The sequence below is a fragment of the Helicobacter canis genome, from assembly GCF_900451095.1.
In the GTDB taxonomy this organism is placed as follows: Bacteria; Campylobacterota; Campylobacteria; order Campylobacterales; family Helicobacteraceae; genus Helicobacter_B; species Helicobacter_B zhangjianzhongii.
On record NZ_UGHV01000001.1, the window covers coordinates 1,805,800 to 1,820,554 of the forward strand.

Below are 14,755 nucleotides of genomic sequence, written 5' to 3' on the forward strand. Positions count from 1 at the left end.
TTATGTCTCCTTAAAAAGATTAAGTGAAAGTTTAAAAAGCCACATTGTAGCCAAAATCAAAAAAAAAAAAAAAAAAAAAACAATAGATTTATGTTTGGGATTGGATTGCCACGCGGATTTTCAATCCGCTCGCAATGACAGAGCTGGCGTGGTGTAGGCACTTCGCTGCGCTTTAGCCAAAAAAAAGGGGGTGGCAGACTCTACCCTCTAGCAGATTCTATAATGGCAAAAAGCTCTTTAATGATTTTTGGGTGTAAAGTCTTGCCTGTGTGGTGGGGTAGGACTATCCTGTGGGAATTTTTTATGTAGATTCTGTGGCTACCCTTTTGTCTTGCGATAATAAAGCCTTCTTGAAGCAAAAGTTTTTCAGCCTCTTTTGCTGTAAGTTTTGGTAGCTCAGGCATTGGCTAGTTCTATGGGAATAATGGCTGTATCTTTAGCCTGTATATGTCTAATCTCATCTAGCTGCAAACTCTCCATATACAATGCTGCCGCTTCTTTGATATTGCTAATGGCTTCTTCATAGCTATCCGCTTGAGTTACACAGCCACTAAGCTCAGGCACAAAAGCAAAATAACCATTCTCATCTTTTTGGATAATGGCATTTAGAATCATACAAACTCCTTATGGCGAAACTGAAGCGGATTCTAGCAGAAGTTTTATTATCCAAGTCAAAAACTTAGGGATAAGGCATAAGACAAAGCTAAGTTTGGATTCTTTAGATGAAAAGTGGGGCGCGGTGGCAAGCGAGCGAGACAAGACTTGTGGTCTATCGAGCGAGAAAGCCGCAGGCTCCAGCATTTAGCTAAAAGCTGAATCCCACGGCTAGCGTGCTCTATATCATTTACCATTGATCCACGCGCTTAGGAGCTTGTAGGCTCTAGTATCAGCCCTTTTGCTAAACTCACTTATAGCAGCGGCACGATCTTTAGCATATCTATCATCAAAGCTACCGGTATAGATACTATTGCCCCGGCAGTCTAGCAGCTCTATTTGAAGTGCTACTTGAGTATTGTCATAATCGCCATCAATGAGCAAATCAGCTTTCACAACAGAAGCGCGATCATCATTTGCAGGCAATACCTTAAAAAACTTGCTAAACTCCTTACTAAGCTTGCTTTGCAAAATTTTTGCTTCACTAAAGCTCTCACCATACTCGATCACTGCTGTTGGCTTCTCTAGGAGCAGCCTATTTAGCTCGGCGATTTTGACATCGCCTATATTGCTGCCACCAGAGGCATTTAGCACATCGCGGTAGTGTATCGCCATATCAAGTGCGCTTTGCAGCTCTCTTTGGTGCTTTGGATCAAGACTGCAAGTAGCATCATATGAGATAGATTCTAGGGCTTGGCGTTGCTTTTGTGTGTAGCTTTTGATGAGATCACTTTTGCGGATTCTCACTTCTGCACTCCACGCGTTGCCCTCTTGCCTTGTTTCAAAAAACTTCTCCACATCTAGCTCTATATCCTTAGATATGGCATTAGTGTTTAGCTTGGCACTTGTTGTGATCGTGCTATCGCTTCGTATTTTGCTTGACTCATAGCTTGAGCTGACACTTATTAGCACCTGCTGTGAGACATCTTGCAGGGCATTGCGCTTGGCTTCTGCTTCTGTCAGCCCGACGCCCTTGCCGATGAGTAGATCCTGCCCTAGTGGGTTTATGGCACTATATGCAAGCCCCACAAACGCCGCGCATATAAGCAGCCACTTCATATGCATTCCTAGTTGGCTGGTGCAGTTAGGATAGACTGCAGCATAGAGTCTGTCGCACTATCGATATATTTGCGATATTTTTCCTCTGCATTTTTATCCATTTGTAGCAGCACCCAATATTCATCTTTCTCACTCACAAAGGCTTCTTTCTGTGAAGTGCCGGGCAGTTTGTTTGCCGCGCCTTGTTTGAGCTGATTGAGAGAGTTTGTAACTCTTTGGTGATTCATTTTGGCATTATCTGCTAGCTGACTGCTGGATTGGATAGTTTTCTCATATTTGCTATCGACATAGGCATAGATCTTTAGAATCATACTCTGCCTAGCAGCTGCCATAGCTTCTTGCCTAGCGAAGTCCAAATCCCCACCTACAATAGGCGCGCTCCCTACTGCTTCAAAGTCTCCTACACTGCCGGATTTGCCTAGCACCCACGCAGGCGCACCCTTTAGCCCGTGCTTCTCTTGCGCGACTTTGCCAATGCCACCGCTAGCACAGCCTACAATGCCTAATCCAGCAACCGCTACAACACTTGCTAATACAATACTTTTAATTTTCATTTTTGCTCCTTATTGTAGTTTGACGATTTTTTCTTCAGCGTCCCATAGCTCTTCGCCAGTGTGCCTGTCTGTTAGATTAAAGATCAAAAAGTAATCTCTCTGCTCTTTTTTATTGACTCGAGTTACCTTTTCGATGATTTTGCCACCTAGGCTGATTTTGGCTAGGCGTTGGCTGCCCTTTTCAGCGACATCAAGCTGGTTTATCTCTTCATTATCTCGTTGTTTATGCGTATTGATTCGAGTATTTACACGCCCTCCGCTTCCAGCACTTGTCCGTGAAATTTTATACTTTTTCGCATTTCGCAAATCTCGCGTGATAAGAGCCGCCAATCGCTCGACATCAAATTCTTGCATAGTGTCATTGATAATATCGCCCACTTCTAAAAACTCGCTGCCATCGGCATTTGCGCCATAAGTTTCTAGGAAGTTATCCACAAGCTTTTTGGCACTCACTTCAAGATCTTTGCTATCTAGCCCAGCACTCACAAGACCCCTTTCTTTAGGATCGAGAACGGAAACCTCTTTCCCACCACCTGCTTTTGCTGCTTTTCTATCTTTTTGGCAAATGTCTCTTTTGCTTGATTTTGCTTATCGTGTGCGCGGTTTAGTGCTGGGCGTGCCTTTTGAAAGTCATCTTGGCTGCCGTAGTTATACGCTGTGTATAAATCTAGCAGCACGCTCTCATACACATAAGGGCTATAGCCTGTGTTTATGAGCTTTTCTTGCGCTTTTTCTATGCCTTCATCAGCACTTTTTAGCAGCTTTGCTGCTTCCTTGCTCTCCCCTAGCCAAAAGGCATTCACGCCACTTTGATAGTCCCATAGCACACCCTTGCCACCTTTGGCGATTTTGAGCGCATTTTCCTTATCTCCTTGGTAAAACGCTTCATTAAACTCCGCCATATTGACCTTACCTCCGCACGCACTTAGCAGCAGTGCCGCACACACACTAAGACCAACGCCTAAAGCACCTTGTAATGCAACTTTTGTCTTCATTTCTATCCTTTCATTTTCTTTTCAAGCCTATTTCTTTAAGGGACTTGAATTGCAATATTGTCGTTTTTTTTTTTTTGAAGATTTGCTTAAATGGCAAGGATTTTGACTAAAGTGGCTTGCTTGATTTTTAATAGGCTTTGTTATACCATAGCCAGCTATTCATATTTAGGAGTGTGTATGAAAAGACAGGCAAAACTCTCACCAATTTTTCTCGCCCTAACGCTATGGCTCGGGGCTTTGCACTGCAGTGGCGCAGCTAAGCAAGACAACGCTCAAAATAATGCCATTGAAGCCAAGGATTTCTACGCATTTGCCACAATTGATGGCTCAAATATTAGCGCAGCCTTTGGCACATTAAGCAACACAAGCGAGCAGCCCATAGCACTGCAAAAAGCTACAATCATCAACAGCAAAGCCACAGCAGAGCTACACCAAAGTATCAAAGAAAAAGGTGTGGTAAAAATGCTCCCGGTAGATTCTATTACAATCCCTGCCAAGCAGAGCGTAGAGCTTGCCCCAGGTGGGCTGCACATTATGCTAATCAATCTTCCAAAACCCCTTGAAGCAGGCAAAACAATCGCTTTAAAGCTTACCTTTGATGATGGCACGACACTAGATCTACAAGTCCCAATCCAAGCGCGTCAAGCACACAAAGGCGGGCATTAGCCAATGGCTTATAGAGATAAGCACCTAACCAAAAAGGGCATTATCACAATCATCGTGCTATGCCTATGCGCACTTGTCATTTATCTCATCTGGGGTAAAGGCTCTTTATATCTCTTGCAATCTAGCCCTGAGCCTAAAGCCACGATAAACAAAGAATCCACTCAAGACAAGCAAGAAGACAACACACCCAAAGAGCAAGATAAAGAGTCGCGTCTATGTATGCTTAATGATGGCAAATGTCAAGTGATATTTATGCAAGATTCTGGCGAGCAGCAAGAGCATATCAAGGTCTCCATAGAAGCCATACCGCGCAATATTATCTCCCTAGAATCTGTCGTATTTCGCGTAGAAGGCGCAGAGCTATCAAATCTTACCGGTAAAATCATCGGGCTAAATATGGATATGGGTGAAACTATCGTGCGCTTTAATAAAGTCGATGATCTATTGTATGAAGGGCGTGCGATTATGGCTAGCTGCACACAGGAAGTAATGCAATATCGTATGTATCTAAGCACCCAAGATGGCGCAACAGAAGCGGTGGATTTTGATGCCAAGCGCAAAGAATAGCCACAAACACACAAAAGGTAAAGCTATGTCAAGAGCCATTGGTATCGTTGCTGTGGTGGTATTTGTCGTGGGGCTTGGCGTGTGGAGTGTGCAGAAATACCACTCCTATCACTTCAAAGCCCAAACCACAAATGGCGAAGTCTCTATGGATACATTCTTGGGCAAATACAAAATCGTGTATTTTGGCTATATGTCTTGCCCAGATGTCTGCCCAGCGACTTTGGGGCTTCTGCAAGAAAGCTTGCAAGATCTACAAGATGAAACAGACCTTAGCGATGTGGTGGTGCTCTTTATCACGCTTGATCCTAAGCGCGATAGTCTAAAAGCCCTAGATTCTTATGTCAAGCATTTTTACCCCAATGCCTATGGCTTGCGCTTTGATGAGCAAACTTTGCAAGAAGTTACCAAACGCTATGGAGTCAAATATGAGATAATCCCCCTTAAAGATTCTAAGCTTGGATATAGTATCGCTCATAGCTCTTCACTCTATCTCTTTGACAAGCAAGGCTTCTTGACACAAGAAGTAAGCAACCTTGCCACGCTCAAAGATGATTTGCTAAGCTTTTTTGCTAATCATTAAGGCATAAAATGCGCTGGCTTGGGATTGTGCTTGTGCTATGCTTCTTAGCTAGCTGCGATGATCACAAAGGTGAAAAAGTGGATTCTACTAGCTTAACTAGCCTTAGTGCGCTAGAATCTACACGCTTAGATTTTGACACAAAAGACTCTAAGCCCATAGCCCTGCTCTTTTACTCCGCTACTTGCCAGCCGTGTAAAATCCTGCAAGACAATCTCTCACACAAAAGCCTAGAGAATCTAGCTAGCTCCTATGCGATCTATCCTATCGATCTCTATGCGAAATCCCCCATCACCGCGCCCTTTAACACGCCTATTGATATAAAATCGCTGCGCAAGGTTTTGCATATTTATGCCACACCTACGATGGTGTTTTTTGACACGGCGCATTCAGTGGTATTTACACATATCGGTGTGCTTGGAGTAAATGACCTAGCATTATTATTCACACTTCTACCTACACTCCCAAGCACCCTGCAAACTCAAGAATCCAAGCAGCAATGGATCGCATCTCATCTTACGCAATCTCGTGCTAGCAAAGGAGCATTATGAAGCTACCGGATTTAGGATTAAACATCGATCATATCGCCACACTTAGACAGGCTAGGCGTATCCACCAGCCAGACCCACTTGAAGCGGTTTTCATCGCCAAAAATGCCGGTGTGCAGCAGATCACCTTGCATTTGCGTGAAGATCGCCGCCATATCCACGAAGATGATGTCGCGCGTATCATCACAAGCTCTCCGCTGCCTGTGAATGTCGAGTGTGCGAGCGATTTAGGCAAGGGCGGAGTCGTGGAGATCCTGTGTGCTTTGCGCCCGCATAAAATCACCCTTGTCCCAGAGAAGCGCGAAGAAATCACCACCGAAGGCGGACTAAATATGCGCTCTAGCACGCTTGCTGAGACAATAGCACGCTTTAAGCACCACAATATCCCTGTGGCAGTCTTCATCGAGCCAGATAGAGAAGCAATCCACCTAGCCAAGGAGCTAGAAGTTGAAGGCATAGAGCTACACACAGGCGCGTATGCCCACTGCTATGATCTTTTGCACTCCTGCTTGCCACATAGCCATAACACCACGCAAAGCCCACAAACACGCCAGCTAGCTTTGCAAATAGCCCAAACCCTGCAAGCCTTAGAGTCCGCCGCCACACTCGCGCACTCTTTGGGGCTAGAAGTGTTTGCTGGACACGGGCTAAATTATGAAAATATCGCACCTGTGCTTGCTCTCCCATATATTAGCGAGCTAAATATCGGGCATAGCATTATCGCGCGTGCTGTTATGGTAGGACTCTATCAAGCTATCAAAGATATGCAGCAAGCCATAGCAAGAGCTAAGGCGTGTCTCTAGGCTTTAAAGATATTTGATTCTTTATGCGCTTGTGCTTATCAAGCCTACCAGCCCCTAAGCAATGCGTGGCATTTCATACAATTGTGATTTAGCTCTTGGAATGCTTCATAAGCACGCACTTTGTCATTATCGCGCAAGAATTTTTCTAGTGCCACGCGATTTTCGATGATGTTATTTAAAAATGATGTAATAATGGGTGAGTAATTGAGCGTTTTTTCATCTAAAAACACTTCGATATTGAATTTCTGCAACGCGCTAAAATCCTCTTTATGCTTGCTAATCCCCTCTTTGACTATGTCAAATTTGTTTAAGAAAAATCCCTTTTGGATAAGATCAGAGTCTCTCTGTAAATACTGCATAATCTCTATAATATTGGATTCTAGTGCGCTAAGTGTATTACACAATATCGCGACTAAGGCTATCTTGCGGAGCATTATTATCCTTTGTGTGGAGGTTTGTTATTGTATAATGAAGTGTGTAAAAAAAGCTTGAAAAGGACCAAAATGCTTGGATATGTGGTAGCAATAGTGATAAATATTTGTATGGCGTTGGGGTTGTCTGCATTGCTCAATATGCGAGCAGGCATAAGCTTTGAAGTGGCGTATTTCTCCACTTTACTTATCATCATAAGCTCTTATTATGCTCTACAAAAGCGACTAGCAAGAGAGCTGCGAGCATATACAAATCCGGATTCTACTCCAGATTCTACTCTGGTGCAATCCACAAGCCCTACACCCGATCAAAACCAAAGCGATAAGCCATCAAGCACAAATGCGCCTGTGTCAAAATTTATGCTAGGGGTTCAGCTATCATTTGGTCTCTATCGCTTGCTATCTTATATCATTGCTGGGCTTGCTGTGGTGATCTTAATTGACCTAGAAGCCTTTCATATCCTAGGCTATATCATAGGCGTGCTACTATGTCTAGGCAGTGTTATTATCCTGCGTGTGCATCACATTCGGCGAAGTTTTGAGAAACATTGGGGTGAAAATTAGCCCTAGTGGCAATTAGCAGCTCTTGCGTGCTTTGGCGCATAGATCAAGTATTGTGTCTATGCAGTATTGCACTTGCTCATCGCTCATTGCTTGATGACAAGGCAAAGACAGCTCCGCATAATACCAATCAAGCGCGTTTGTCCTGCTATCACGCCCGCTGCTATCTTTGTGCAGCCCTTTTGCATTAGCATAGAGCTCATAGAGAAATATCGGCTTATAATGCACCTGCACGCCTAGCCCGCGTGCTAAGGCTTGAGCAAAAATCTCTTCTTTAGCGCAGTAAAGATCTTTATCAAGCAAGATGGGATAGAGATGATTTGTGCTTGTGTGATTGCTAGGGATTATTGGGTGTGTGGGCGTGAAGTAGGGATTATCCGCGAATGCCTTATCATAGATTCTAGCTATCTCTTCTCTACGCGCCAAAAACTGCTCAATCTTGCCCAGCTGCGATAGCCCAAGAGTGGCTTGCAGCTCGTTTAGGCGGAAGTTAAAGCCTACTTGCGCCACTTCTGTATCCCAAAGCCGCTTTTTCACCAAGCCGTGTGATCGTGTCAGCTTTGCTTGCTCATAGATTGTTTTGTCATTGGTGCTAATCGCGCCGCCTTCAGCAGTGGTGATAGGCTTAATGGCGTGGAAGCTAAAGATACTCACATCAGCAAAGCCCCCAATCTTGCGTCCATTGACACTACCGCCAAAGGCGTGCGAGCTATCGGCTATGAAGCGGAGATTATGCTCTTTGGCGATAGCTTGCAGGCTATCGACTTTAACACTATTGCCAGCAAAATCCACGCTCACAATCCCTTGCAGCCTATCTCTATCGCTAGAATCCACTTTTTCAATAGTGCACATAATGGATTCTGGCGTGATATTGCCATCTGCCCCAATATCAGCAAATATCGGCTCACAGCCACAAGCAAGCAGCATATTTGCCGTAGCTACAAAGCTTATGGGCGTGGTGATGACAAGGGCGTTTTGACTAAAGCAGGCGCGATAAGCCGCATAGAGCGCAGAAGTAGCGGAGTTAAAACTCACCACATAGCGCACGCCTAGGAAATCTGCAAGAGCCTGCTCAAATGCCTCTACTGCTTGCCCTTGCGTGAGCAAAGGTGAGCGCAAAGCCTGTGCCACGCGGGCAATATCATCATCATCGATGAGTTGTGTGCTATAAGGGATAGTTTGCATTATCGTAGTAGGTGCAAAACCCTATCAAGCGTTACACCACTGCTGCCTTGGGCGGCTTTAAATTCTTGGGCATTAAGCTTGCTAGAATCTAGTTTTGCATAGCTAGAATCTGTCTTTTGCACAGAGTCTAATCGCTCATCAAGCGCACTTTGGACAAGCCTTTTTGCCTGCTTGGCATAGGATCTTTGCTCGCTTAAATCCTTAGCATATCGCTTAAGATTCTCTAGCTGCTTGACATCTAGCGTATTTGGCGAGAGCTTTTTGGCATTGAGATTGCTCTCTGGTATGTCAGCATAACTTTTTGTAAAGACATTTTCATCGCCAAACATCGCTGTATCAAAAGTCTTTTGCATTTGCTCTTTTAGCCCATCTGCTTTGTTTGTGAGATCTTGCACAGCTTTGCTTTGTGTTTCAGTGCTACCTTGCAGGTCTTGGATCTTTAGGGCAAGCTTTTGGTAGGCTTTGTTTTGCGTTTGTAAGGAGTGGATAGATCGTATCATTACTTCAAGTGAGCCTATGGTGGTGTTGGCATTCTTGATCGTTGTGGCTAGATTTTTTGCAGACTCCTTGCCGAGCTTAGAGCTATTAGGGATCTCTTTTGTGGATTCTAGTGTCCCAGACTGCTCGCCCTGCTTTGTGCTAGCCTTTGCCTGCTTGCTTCTTTGGGTGTCGCTATCTTTTATGAGACTTGTGGCTACTGCATTTGTGTTTGCTACTTTCACACTTCTCTCCTATGCGCACTTTTCTTCTATTGCAAAGTCTGCTACTACTCCATATCTTGCTCGAGATATTTTGTGTGGATAGCAGATTTTAAGAAATCGGCATTACTCATCATTTTTAAATGGAAAGGTATGGTAGTTTTAATCCCTTCAATACTAAATTCTTTGAGCGCGCGGCGCATTCTAGCAATCGCCTTGTTGCGATCCTCACCCCAGACAATCAGCTTGCCAATCATTGAGTCATAAAACATCGGCACGACATAGCCGCTATATGCGTGGCTATCAAGCCGCACATTTGCCCCACCGGGTGCTATCCACTGCGTGATCTTCCCAGCACTTGGGTAGAACTTCACAGGATCTTCAGCCGTGATCCTACACTCTATGCTATGCCCTTTGCATTGGATCTCTTCTTGCTTTGGAAGCTGCTCACCCTCTGCTATGCGGATCATCCACTCCACCAAATCAAGCCCGCTCACCATTTCACTCACCGTGTGTTCTACCTGCAAGCGCGTATTCATCTCCATAAAGAAAAAGTCTTTGTTGTTAGAATCTAGCAGAAACTCAAATGTCCCCGCCCCCACATAGCCGATGTGTTTAGCGGCTTTTACCGCCGTCTCAAGCAGCCTTTGGCGCACATCATCACTTAGCACTACAGCTGGCGTTTCTTCGATGAGCTTTTGCTGGCGGCGTTGGGCAGAGCAATCGCGCTCACCGATATGCACGACATTGCCGTGTTTGTCAGCTAAAATCTGCACTTCGATATGTTTTGGCTTGTTGATGAATTTTTCCATATAGATTGTGCCATCGCCAAACGCACTTAGAGCTTCAGACTCTGCGGCTAGGTAGAGATTTTTTAGCAGTGATTCACTCTCTACGATCCGCATACCCCTGCCGCCCCCACCTGCCGCAGCTTTTAAGATCACAGGATAGCCGATTTGCTTGGCGACTTCTTGGGCGTGATTGGCATCTTTTAGCGCACCATCGCTACCTTCAATCACCGGCACGCCTGCATCTTTCATCACATCTTTTGCCTTAGATTTATCGCTCATCATTACCATTACATCACTACTTGGTCCAATAAACTCTATCCCGTGATGCGTGCAGATCTCGACAAAGTGCTGATTCTCACTCAAAAAGCCATACCCCGGGAATATCGCATCAGCATCTACAAGAGCCGCAGTGCTCATAATCGCTGGGATATTGAGATAGCTCTCCGCACTTTTTGCCCCACCTACGCAAATTTTCGCATCGGCTACATCAAGATAATGCGTATCTTTATCCGCCACTGAATAAATAGCGATTGCCTGCTTGCCCATCTCCTGTATCGTCCGTATAGCTCGAAGCGCGATTTCACCGCGGTTTGCGATCAAAATGCGCTCAAGCTTTTTTGTAGCTACCTTTTTCATCTATACTTTTTCCACTTTGATAAGATGGCTACCAAACTCAACCGGCTGCCCATCGCCTGTTTCTATCGCTAGAATCTTGCAGTCAAATTCCGCTTCAATTTCATTCATAATTTTCATCGCTTCAATGATCCCTATTGTCTGCCCCTTTTTGATGACATCGCCGACTTTGACATAGGGGTCTGCATCAGGGCTTGGGCGATGATAAAATGTCCCAACCATAGGAGAAGTGATAAAATCCCCACCCTTGCTAGCACTCGCGCTAGATTCTGCTGGCATAGGGGCAGAAGTGGATTCTACTACTTTAGGCACGCTAGCTTGTGGGGCAGGCATAATTGCTTGCGTCTCTAGAGCAACAGGAGCTGACACTGCATTTTTATCAAGCTTTAGTTCAAAATTTTCTTGCTTTAGACTAAGCCTTGCAATTTGCGAGCTACTATTGAAAATTTCAATAAGCTTCTTGATTTCAGCCAAATTCATCAAAAATCCTTTAAAAATGAAGTAAATTTTGTATAATAGCACACTTTTAAGCCCAAAATTGCTTAAAAATTGCGTTTTATATTGATGGCACTGCAAGACATTCTCACAACTAAAATTTAAGGCAAGGAAGAAATATGGGACTCAAATCAGATGCGTGGATACGGCAAATGAGCCTAGAGCATAAAATGATCGATCCATTTTGCGAGAAGCAAATCGGCAAAAATGTCATATCTTATGGGCTTTCAAGCTATGGGTATGATATTCGCGTGAGCGATAAGTTTATGATTTTTAGCAATGTGGATTCTATGGTCGTAGATCCCAAAAATTTTGATGAAAACAATGTCATCACCAAAACCGCTAAAGACGGCTTCTGCATAGTCCCGCCTAACTCTTTTGCCCTAGCACATACGATTGAGTATTTCAAAATGCCCCGCGATGTGCTGGCGATCTGCCTAGGCAAAAGCACTTATGCAAGATGTGGGATTATCGTCAATGTAACGCCATTTGAGCCAGAGTTTGAAGGGCATATTACCATTGAGATCAGCAACACCACGCCCCTACCTGCCAAAATTTATGCCAATGAGGGCATAGCTCAAGTGCTATTTCTCCAAGGCGATGAGCCTTGCGAAGTAAGCTACAAAGACAAAAATGGCAAATATCAAGGGCAAAGAGACATCACACTGCCTAGAATCTTGCGCTAATAGCCCCTTGCATTGGTAATATTATATAAAAAGCTCCGTGCTTGCTAGCCCTGCTCCTAGCACAAGCTAGAATCCACCTTATCCCACACCATTCCCACGCGCGATCCTCGCACCAACTTCACAGCGCACACGCTATGGCACGCCTTTTGCGATAGATCATACACTCTGTATAGCCCACCGATCTAGCCAGCTCTAAGCACTGCTCATAGCCAGCCCCTACCTGCTCCAAGCTATGGGCATCAGAAGAAAAGGTGATAGGTATCCCATACGCAAAAGCACGCGATAAAATCTCCCTACTAGGATAAGCTTGGGCGATTGTCTTGCGCAGTCCTGCGCTATTTATCTCTATACTCATTTGTGCTTTAGCGATAGATTCTAGGGCAGATTCTAGCTCATCACTCACGCACTCTGGCATTGTGTATCCAAAGACCTTTAGCAAGTCCAAATGCCCCACGATGTGAAACAGCCCGCTATCAGCCATAGCCTTTATCGCCTTCAAATACTCTTGCCAGCATTGCACCATATCGCGCTTGGCATACTCTGCTATAAAGGCTGGATTATCAAAGCCCCAAGTATCTAAAAAATGCACCGAGCCTATGAGATAATCCACTCTCGCTTCTAGCACGCTTTTTTCTAGCAGATATTCCCTCCCTTTGATAAAATCCACTTCAAGCCCGCATAGCACTTCAATCGCGCCTTGCTCCGCTTGGGCTATCTCCCCAATCTCTGCAAAATAGGATTCTAGCTCATTTGCCCCCATACGATAGGCTTCATCAAACTTCATCGGCGCGTGGCAGGAGAATCCATACACGCCAACCCCAAGCTCCTTTGCTCGCTTGATAAACTCACTCGGGCTGCCGCTTGCGTGCTTGCAGCGCGGCGTGTGATTATGCAAATCTACGCGCATAGCCTACCCACGCACAAAGTGATCGCGCAAGAACTCTTCAAGATTAAATCGTTTGCGCGTATTGTCTGTGAAAATATGCACCATAATCTCCCCCAAATCCGCGATAATCCAGTCTTCACTCTCCTCATCTGTGTGGTAAAACTTCTCATCTTTACACGCAGTTTTTAAGTGATCAAGCAAAGCATAAGAATGCTTGCCAGCTAGTGCCGTAGCAATCACCACACTATCGGTGATATACTCACTCTCTTCTACATCAAAGATCTCAATATCTTGGGCTTTTTTCTCATCAAGGGCTGCCGCTATGGCTTGCGTGCGTTTAGCTAATGCTTGATTCATCTTGCTCCTTTTAGCAAATTTAGTGGGTATTGTAGTATATTTTCTGCACGCTAGAGGCGATGCTTGGCGGGATCCAGTGCGCTACTTGCGTGAAATCTCCGCACGCTAGGGCGGCGCGGATTTGCGTGGAAGAGATGGGGAAGCCCTTCAAGCACAAGGGAGTATCAAATCGCCAAAGGCTAGAATCCACTTTTGGCGTATCGGTATTTTTATCACTAGAATCCACTTTTTTACAAGGGCTGTTTTTTCTGTCATTGTAAGTCGCTGTGGTAGCAGCGGCGTGGCGATCCATAGTGTTTGCGGTAGCAAAAATGGGAGCATCACTAGAATCCACTTTTTGTAATGTTTGTATTTTTTGTGCGTTGTTGTCAAAAGTGGATTCTAGGGCGTGTGTCCTTGTTTGTGTGGATTGCCGCGCCGACAAGTCGGCTCGCAATGACGATAAAAAAGCTTCATCACTAGAATCCACTTTTTTAGTTTCAGCTTGTTCTGTAAAACCGCTTTGGGATTCTAGCCTACAAGCCAAATCCCGCACAATCGGCACAATCCTAGCAAGCCGCACGATCTCACTAGCCTCTCTCCAGCTAGGCAAAGACTCTAGCGCATCGCTGCCTAATGCCAGCCCAATCCCCCCATATTTACCAGCATAATGCCGCACATACTCAATGGCATATACCACGCGATTAGCTCGCGCCTCAAAGTCGCTTATCTCCACGCGTTTCAACCCTGCGCAAAGCTCTCTTAGCCACGCTATGCGCGTATGTATCGGTGCTGTTGGCTTATGCTTGAAAGGATTGCAAAAAGCAGGGATTATAATCACGCGCTTATAGCTAGAATCTAGTTTTTTAATAATCTCTAAATGCCCCAAATGTGGCGGGTCGAAGCTGCCGCCAAAAAGCACCACCATAGGGTGTGTTTTTTGGCTGGCGGCTTTTTCTCTTTTAGGCGTTGGCTTTTTGCGATACATTGTAGATTCTGCGGCGCGATTATCAAACACACTTTCAGCCTGTTTGTTTTGCGGTGTTTTTACATTTTTGGCGTTATTCCTAGAATCCACTTTTAGAATTTCGGCGTTTTTATCAAAAGTGGATTCTAGGGGTTGTGTCTTTGCTTGTGTGGATTGCCACGCCGACAAGTCGGCTCGCAATGACAATGAAGCCGATTTTTCAAAACCGCCCCGATTATCTTCAAGGATTCTAGGAATTGCGGTGGGGCTGTGGGAGCTTTGCAAACTTTGGGGAAGGTTAGCGGACTTTCTGTCCGTGCCTTTCACAAAACAAGGGACACCGCTCGCCGTAGGCGATGTTTCTTTAGTAAAATTTTCAATCTTGTCAAATTGCCTACCCAAGACCGAATCCCCTACAAAGCCACTTTGGGATTCTAGGATTTCTAAAGAAACTGCGCTTCGCTTGTTTTGCGATGAGAAATCGGGGGTTTTACTAAAGAAACCTGCTTCGGCTTCGCCTTGCACCGCTTCGCTTGTTTTCGAGCCGCGCAAGGAGATAAGACTCGAGTGTCTATCGACGAAGCGCGGCGAAGAAATCCCCGATTTATCGCGCAAAGCCGAATCCCTACCACCCAAGACCGAATCCCTCACCCTAGAATCCAC

The 14,755-nt window shown here is 45.1% G+C and carries 22 protein-coding genes; 8 read left to right on the plus strand and 14 right to left on the minus strand.

The annotated features are described in order from the left end of the window. Positions 1-200: 200 nt before the first annotated feature. Together DX060_RS08470 and DX060_RS08475 are read right to left on the minus strand one after the other, a co-directional pair. Complete coding sequence (locus DX060_RS08470) at positions 201-404, minus strand: type II toxin-antitoxin system HicA family toxin (protein ID WP_115012039.1); 204 nt, start codon at positions 402-404, stop codon at positions 201-203. Beyond that, the gene (locus DX060_RS08475) at positions 397-615 is read right to left on the minus strand and encodes a type II toxin-antitoxin system HicB family antitoxin (RefSeq protein WP_115011687.1); all 219 of its coding nucleotides are present in this window, start codon (positions 613-615) and stop codon (positions 397-399) included. Before DX060_RS08475 ends, DX060_RS08470 begins: the two co-directional genes overlap by 8 nt. Here DX060_RS08475 and DX060_RS08480 point away from each other — a divergent pair. Continuing rightward, positions 599-805, plus strand: coding sequence for a hypothetical protein (locus DX060_RS08480; RefSeq protein WP_115012040.1), 207 nt, complete (start codon positions 599-601; stop codon positions 803-805). The two genes, DX060_RS08475 and DX060_RS08480, sit on opposite strands and share 17 nt — an antisense overlap. Positions 806-840: 35 nt before the next feature. On the opposite strand, the gene DX060_RS08485 is transcribed toward DX060_RS08480, so the two are convergent. Genes DX060_RS08485 through DX060_RS08500 form a run of 4 tightly spaced genes read right to left on the minus strand, consistent with a single transcriptional unit; the run spans position 841 to position 3,262 of the window. After that, positions 841-1,713, minus strand: coding sequence for a hypothetical protein (locus tag DX060_RS08485; RefSeq protein ID WP_115012041.1), 873 nt, complete (start codon positions 1,711-1,713; stop codon positions 841-843). A gap of 8 nt (positions 1,714-1,721) precedes the next feature. After that, positions 1,722-2,267: an LPP20 family lipoprotein gene (locus DX060_RS08490; protein ID WP_115012042.1), complete on the minus strand. Its 546-nt coding sequence runs from the start codon at positions 2,265-2,267 to the stop codon at positions 1,722-1,724. 9 nt (positions 2,268-2,276) lie between these two features. Then, positions 2,277-2,753 (minus strand): penicillin-binding protein activator LpoB, encoded by a 477-nt coding sequence (locus tag DX060_RS08495; RefSeq protein ID WP_181814258.1) that lies wholly within the window; start codon positions 2,751-2,753, stop codon positions 2,277-2,279. Continuing rightward, a complete protein-coding gene (locus tag DX060_RS08500; RefSeq protein WP_115012044.1) occupies positions 2,750-3,262 on the minus strand; it encodes a hypothetical protein in 513 nt (170 codons plus the stop codon). Before DX060_RS08500 ends, DX060_RS08495 begins: the two co-directional genes overlap by 4 nt. 177 nt (positions 3,263-3,439) lie before the next feature. On the opposite strand from DX060_RS08500, the gene DX060_RS08505 reads away from it, so the two are divergent. The 5 genes from DX060_RS08505 to DX060_RS08525 are packed head-to-tail and all read left to right on the plus strand — an operon-like array spanning position 3,440 to position 6,423. Then, on the plus strand, positions 3,440-3,928 hold the full coding sequence (locus DX060_RS08505; RefSeq protein ID WP_115012045.1) for a copper chaperone PCu(A)C: 489 nt from the start codon (positions 3,440-3,442) through the stop codon (positions 3,926-3,928). Between the two features lie 3 nt (positions 3,929-3,931). After that, positions 3,932-4,495 carry a hypothetical protein gene (locus tag DX060_RS08510; protein WP_115012046.1) on the plus strand — a complete coding sequence of 188 codons (564 nt, stop codon included), beginning with the start codon at positions 3,932-3,934 and terminating at the stop codon, positions 4,493-4,495. Between the two features lie 25 nt (positions 4,496-4,520). Next, positions 4,521-5,075: an SCO family protein gene (locus tag DX060_RS08515; RefSeq protein ID WP_181814259.1), complete on the plus strand. Its 555-nt coding sequence runs from the start codon at positions 4,521-4,523 to the stop codon at positions 5,073-5,075. 8 nt (positions 5,076-5,083) lie between these two features. Beyond that, the gene (locus DX060_RS08520) at positions 5,084-5,623 is read left to right on the plus strand and encodes a thioredoxin domain-containing protein (protein ID WP_115012048.1); all 540 of its coding nucleotides are present in this window, start codon (positions 5,084-5,086) and stop codon (positions 5,621-5,623) included. Next, on the plus strand, positions 5,620-6,423 hold the full coding sequence (locus DX060_RS08525; RefSeq protein ID WP_115012049.1) for a pyridoxine 5'-phosphate synthase: 804 nt from the start codon (positions 5,620-5,622) through the stop codon (positions 6,421-6,423). The genes DX060_RS08520 and DX060_RS08525 overlap by 4 nt, the downstream gene beginning before the upstream one ends. A 44-nt stretch (positions 6,424-6,467) precedes the next feature. Here the strand turns inward: DX060_RS08525 and DX060_RS08530 are convergent, their stop codons facing one another. Then, the gene (locus DX060_RS08530) at positions 6,468-6,857 is read right to left on the minus strand and encodes a hypothetical protein (RefSeq protein ID WP_115012050.1); all 390 of its coding nucleotides are present in this window, start codon (positions 6,855-6,857) and stop codon (positions 6,468-6,470) included. A 69-nt stretch (positions 6,858-6,926) separates the two neighbouring features. On the opposite strand from DX060_RS08530, the gene DX060_RS08535 reads away from it, so the two are divergent. Next, complete coding sequence (locus tag DX060_RS08535) at positions 6,927-7,418, plus strand: hypothetical protein (protein WP_115012051.1); 492 nt, start codon at positions 6,927-6,929, stop codon at positions 7,416-7,418. 12 nt (positions 7,419-7,430) lie between these two features. Here the strand turns inward: DX060_RS08535 and pseC are convergent, their stop codons facing one another. From pseC to accB, 4 genes are read right to left on the minus strand one after another with little or no spacing between them, the layout of a single operon-like run. Then, positions 7,431-8,600 (minus strand): UDP-4-amino-4,6-dideoxy-N-acetyl-beta-L-altrosamine transaminase, encoded by a 1,170-nt coding sequence (gene pseC / locus DX060_RS08540; RefSeq protein WP_115012052.1) that lies wholly within the window; start codon positions 8,598-8,600, stop codon positions 7,431-7,433. Continuing rightward, on the minus strand, positions 8,600-9,322 hold the full coding sequence (locus DX060_RS08545; protein ID WP_115012053.1) for a hypothetical protein: 723 nt from the start codon (positions 9,320-9,322) through the stop codon (positions 8,600-8,602). Before DX060_RS08545 ends, pseC begins: the two co-directional genes overlap by 1 nt. A gap of 44 nt (positions 9,323-9,366) precedes the next feature. Continuing rightward, positions 9,367-10,725 carry an acetyl-CoA carboxylase biotin carboxylase subunit gene (locus tag DX060_RS08550; RefSeq protein WP_115012054.1) on the minus strand — a complete coding sequence of 453 codons (1,359 nt, stop codon included), beginning with the start codon at positions 10,723-10,725 and terminating at the stop codon, positions 9,367-9,369. Continuing rightward, on the minus strand, positions 10,726-11,202 hold the full coding sequence (gene accB, locus DX060_RS08555) for an acetyl-CoA carboxylase biotin carboxyl carrier protein (protein WP_115012055.1): 477 nt from the start codon (positions 11,200-11,202) through the stop codon (positions 10,726-10,728). Between the two features lie 134 nt (positions 11,203-11,336). On the opposite strand from accB, the gene dcd reads away from it, so the two are divergent. After that, positions 11,337-11,903, plus strand: coding sequence for a dCTP deaminase (dcd, locus tag DX060_RS08560; protein WP_115012056.1), 567 nt, complete (start codon positions 11,337-11,339; stop codon positions 11,901-11,903). Positions 11,904-12,021: 118 nt separating this feature from the next. On the opposite strand, the gene DX060_RS08565 is transcribed toward dcd, so the two are convergent. The 3 genes from DX060_RS08565 to DX060_RS08575 are packed head-to-tail and all read right to left on the minus strand — an operon-like array spanning position 12,022 to position 14,755. Then, positions 12,022-12,810, minus strand: a complete 789-nt coding sequence (locus tag DX060_RS08565) for a histidinol-phosphatase (protein WP_115012057.1) — start codon at positions 12,808-12,810, stop codon at positions 12,022-12,024. A gap of 3 nt (positions 12,811-12,813) precedes the next feature. Beyond that, positions 12,814-13,146: a ribosome silencing factor gene (gene rsfS / locus DX060_RS08570; RefSeq protein WP_115012058.1), complete on the minus strand. Its 333-nt coding sequence runs from the start codon at positions 13,144-13,146 to the stop codon at positions 12,814-12,816. A gap of 19 nt (positions 13,147-13,165) precedes the next feature. Continuing rightward, entirely contained in the window at positions 13,166-14,755 is a 1,590-nt protein-coding gene (locus DX060_RS08575; RefSeq protein WP_147278816.1) for a nicotinate-nicotinamide nucleotide adenylyltransferase, read from the minus strand.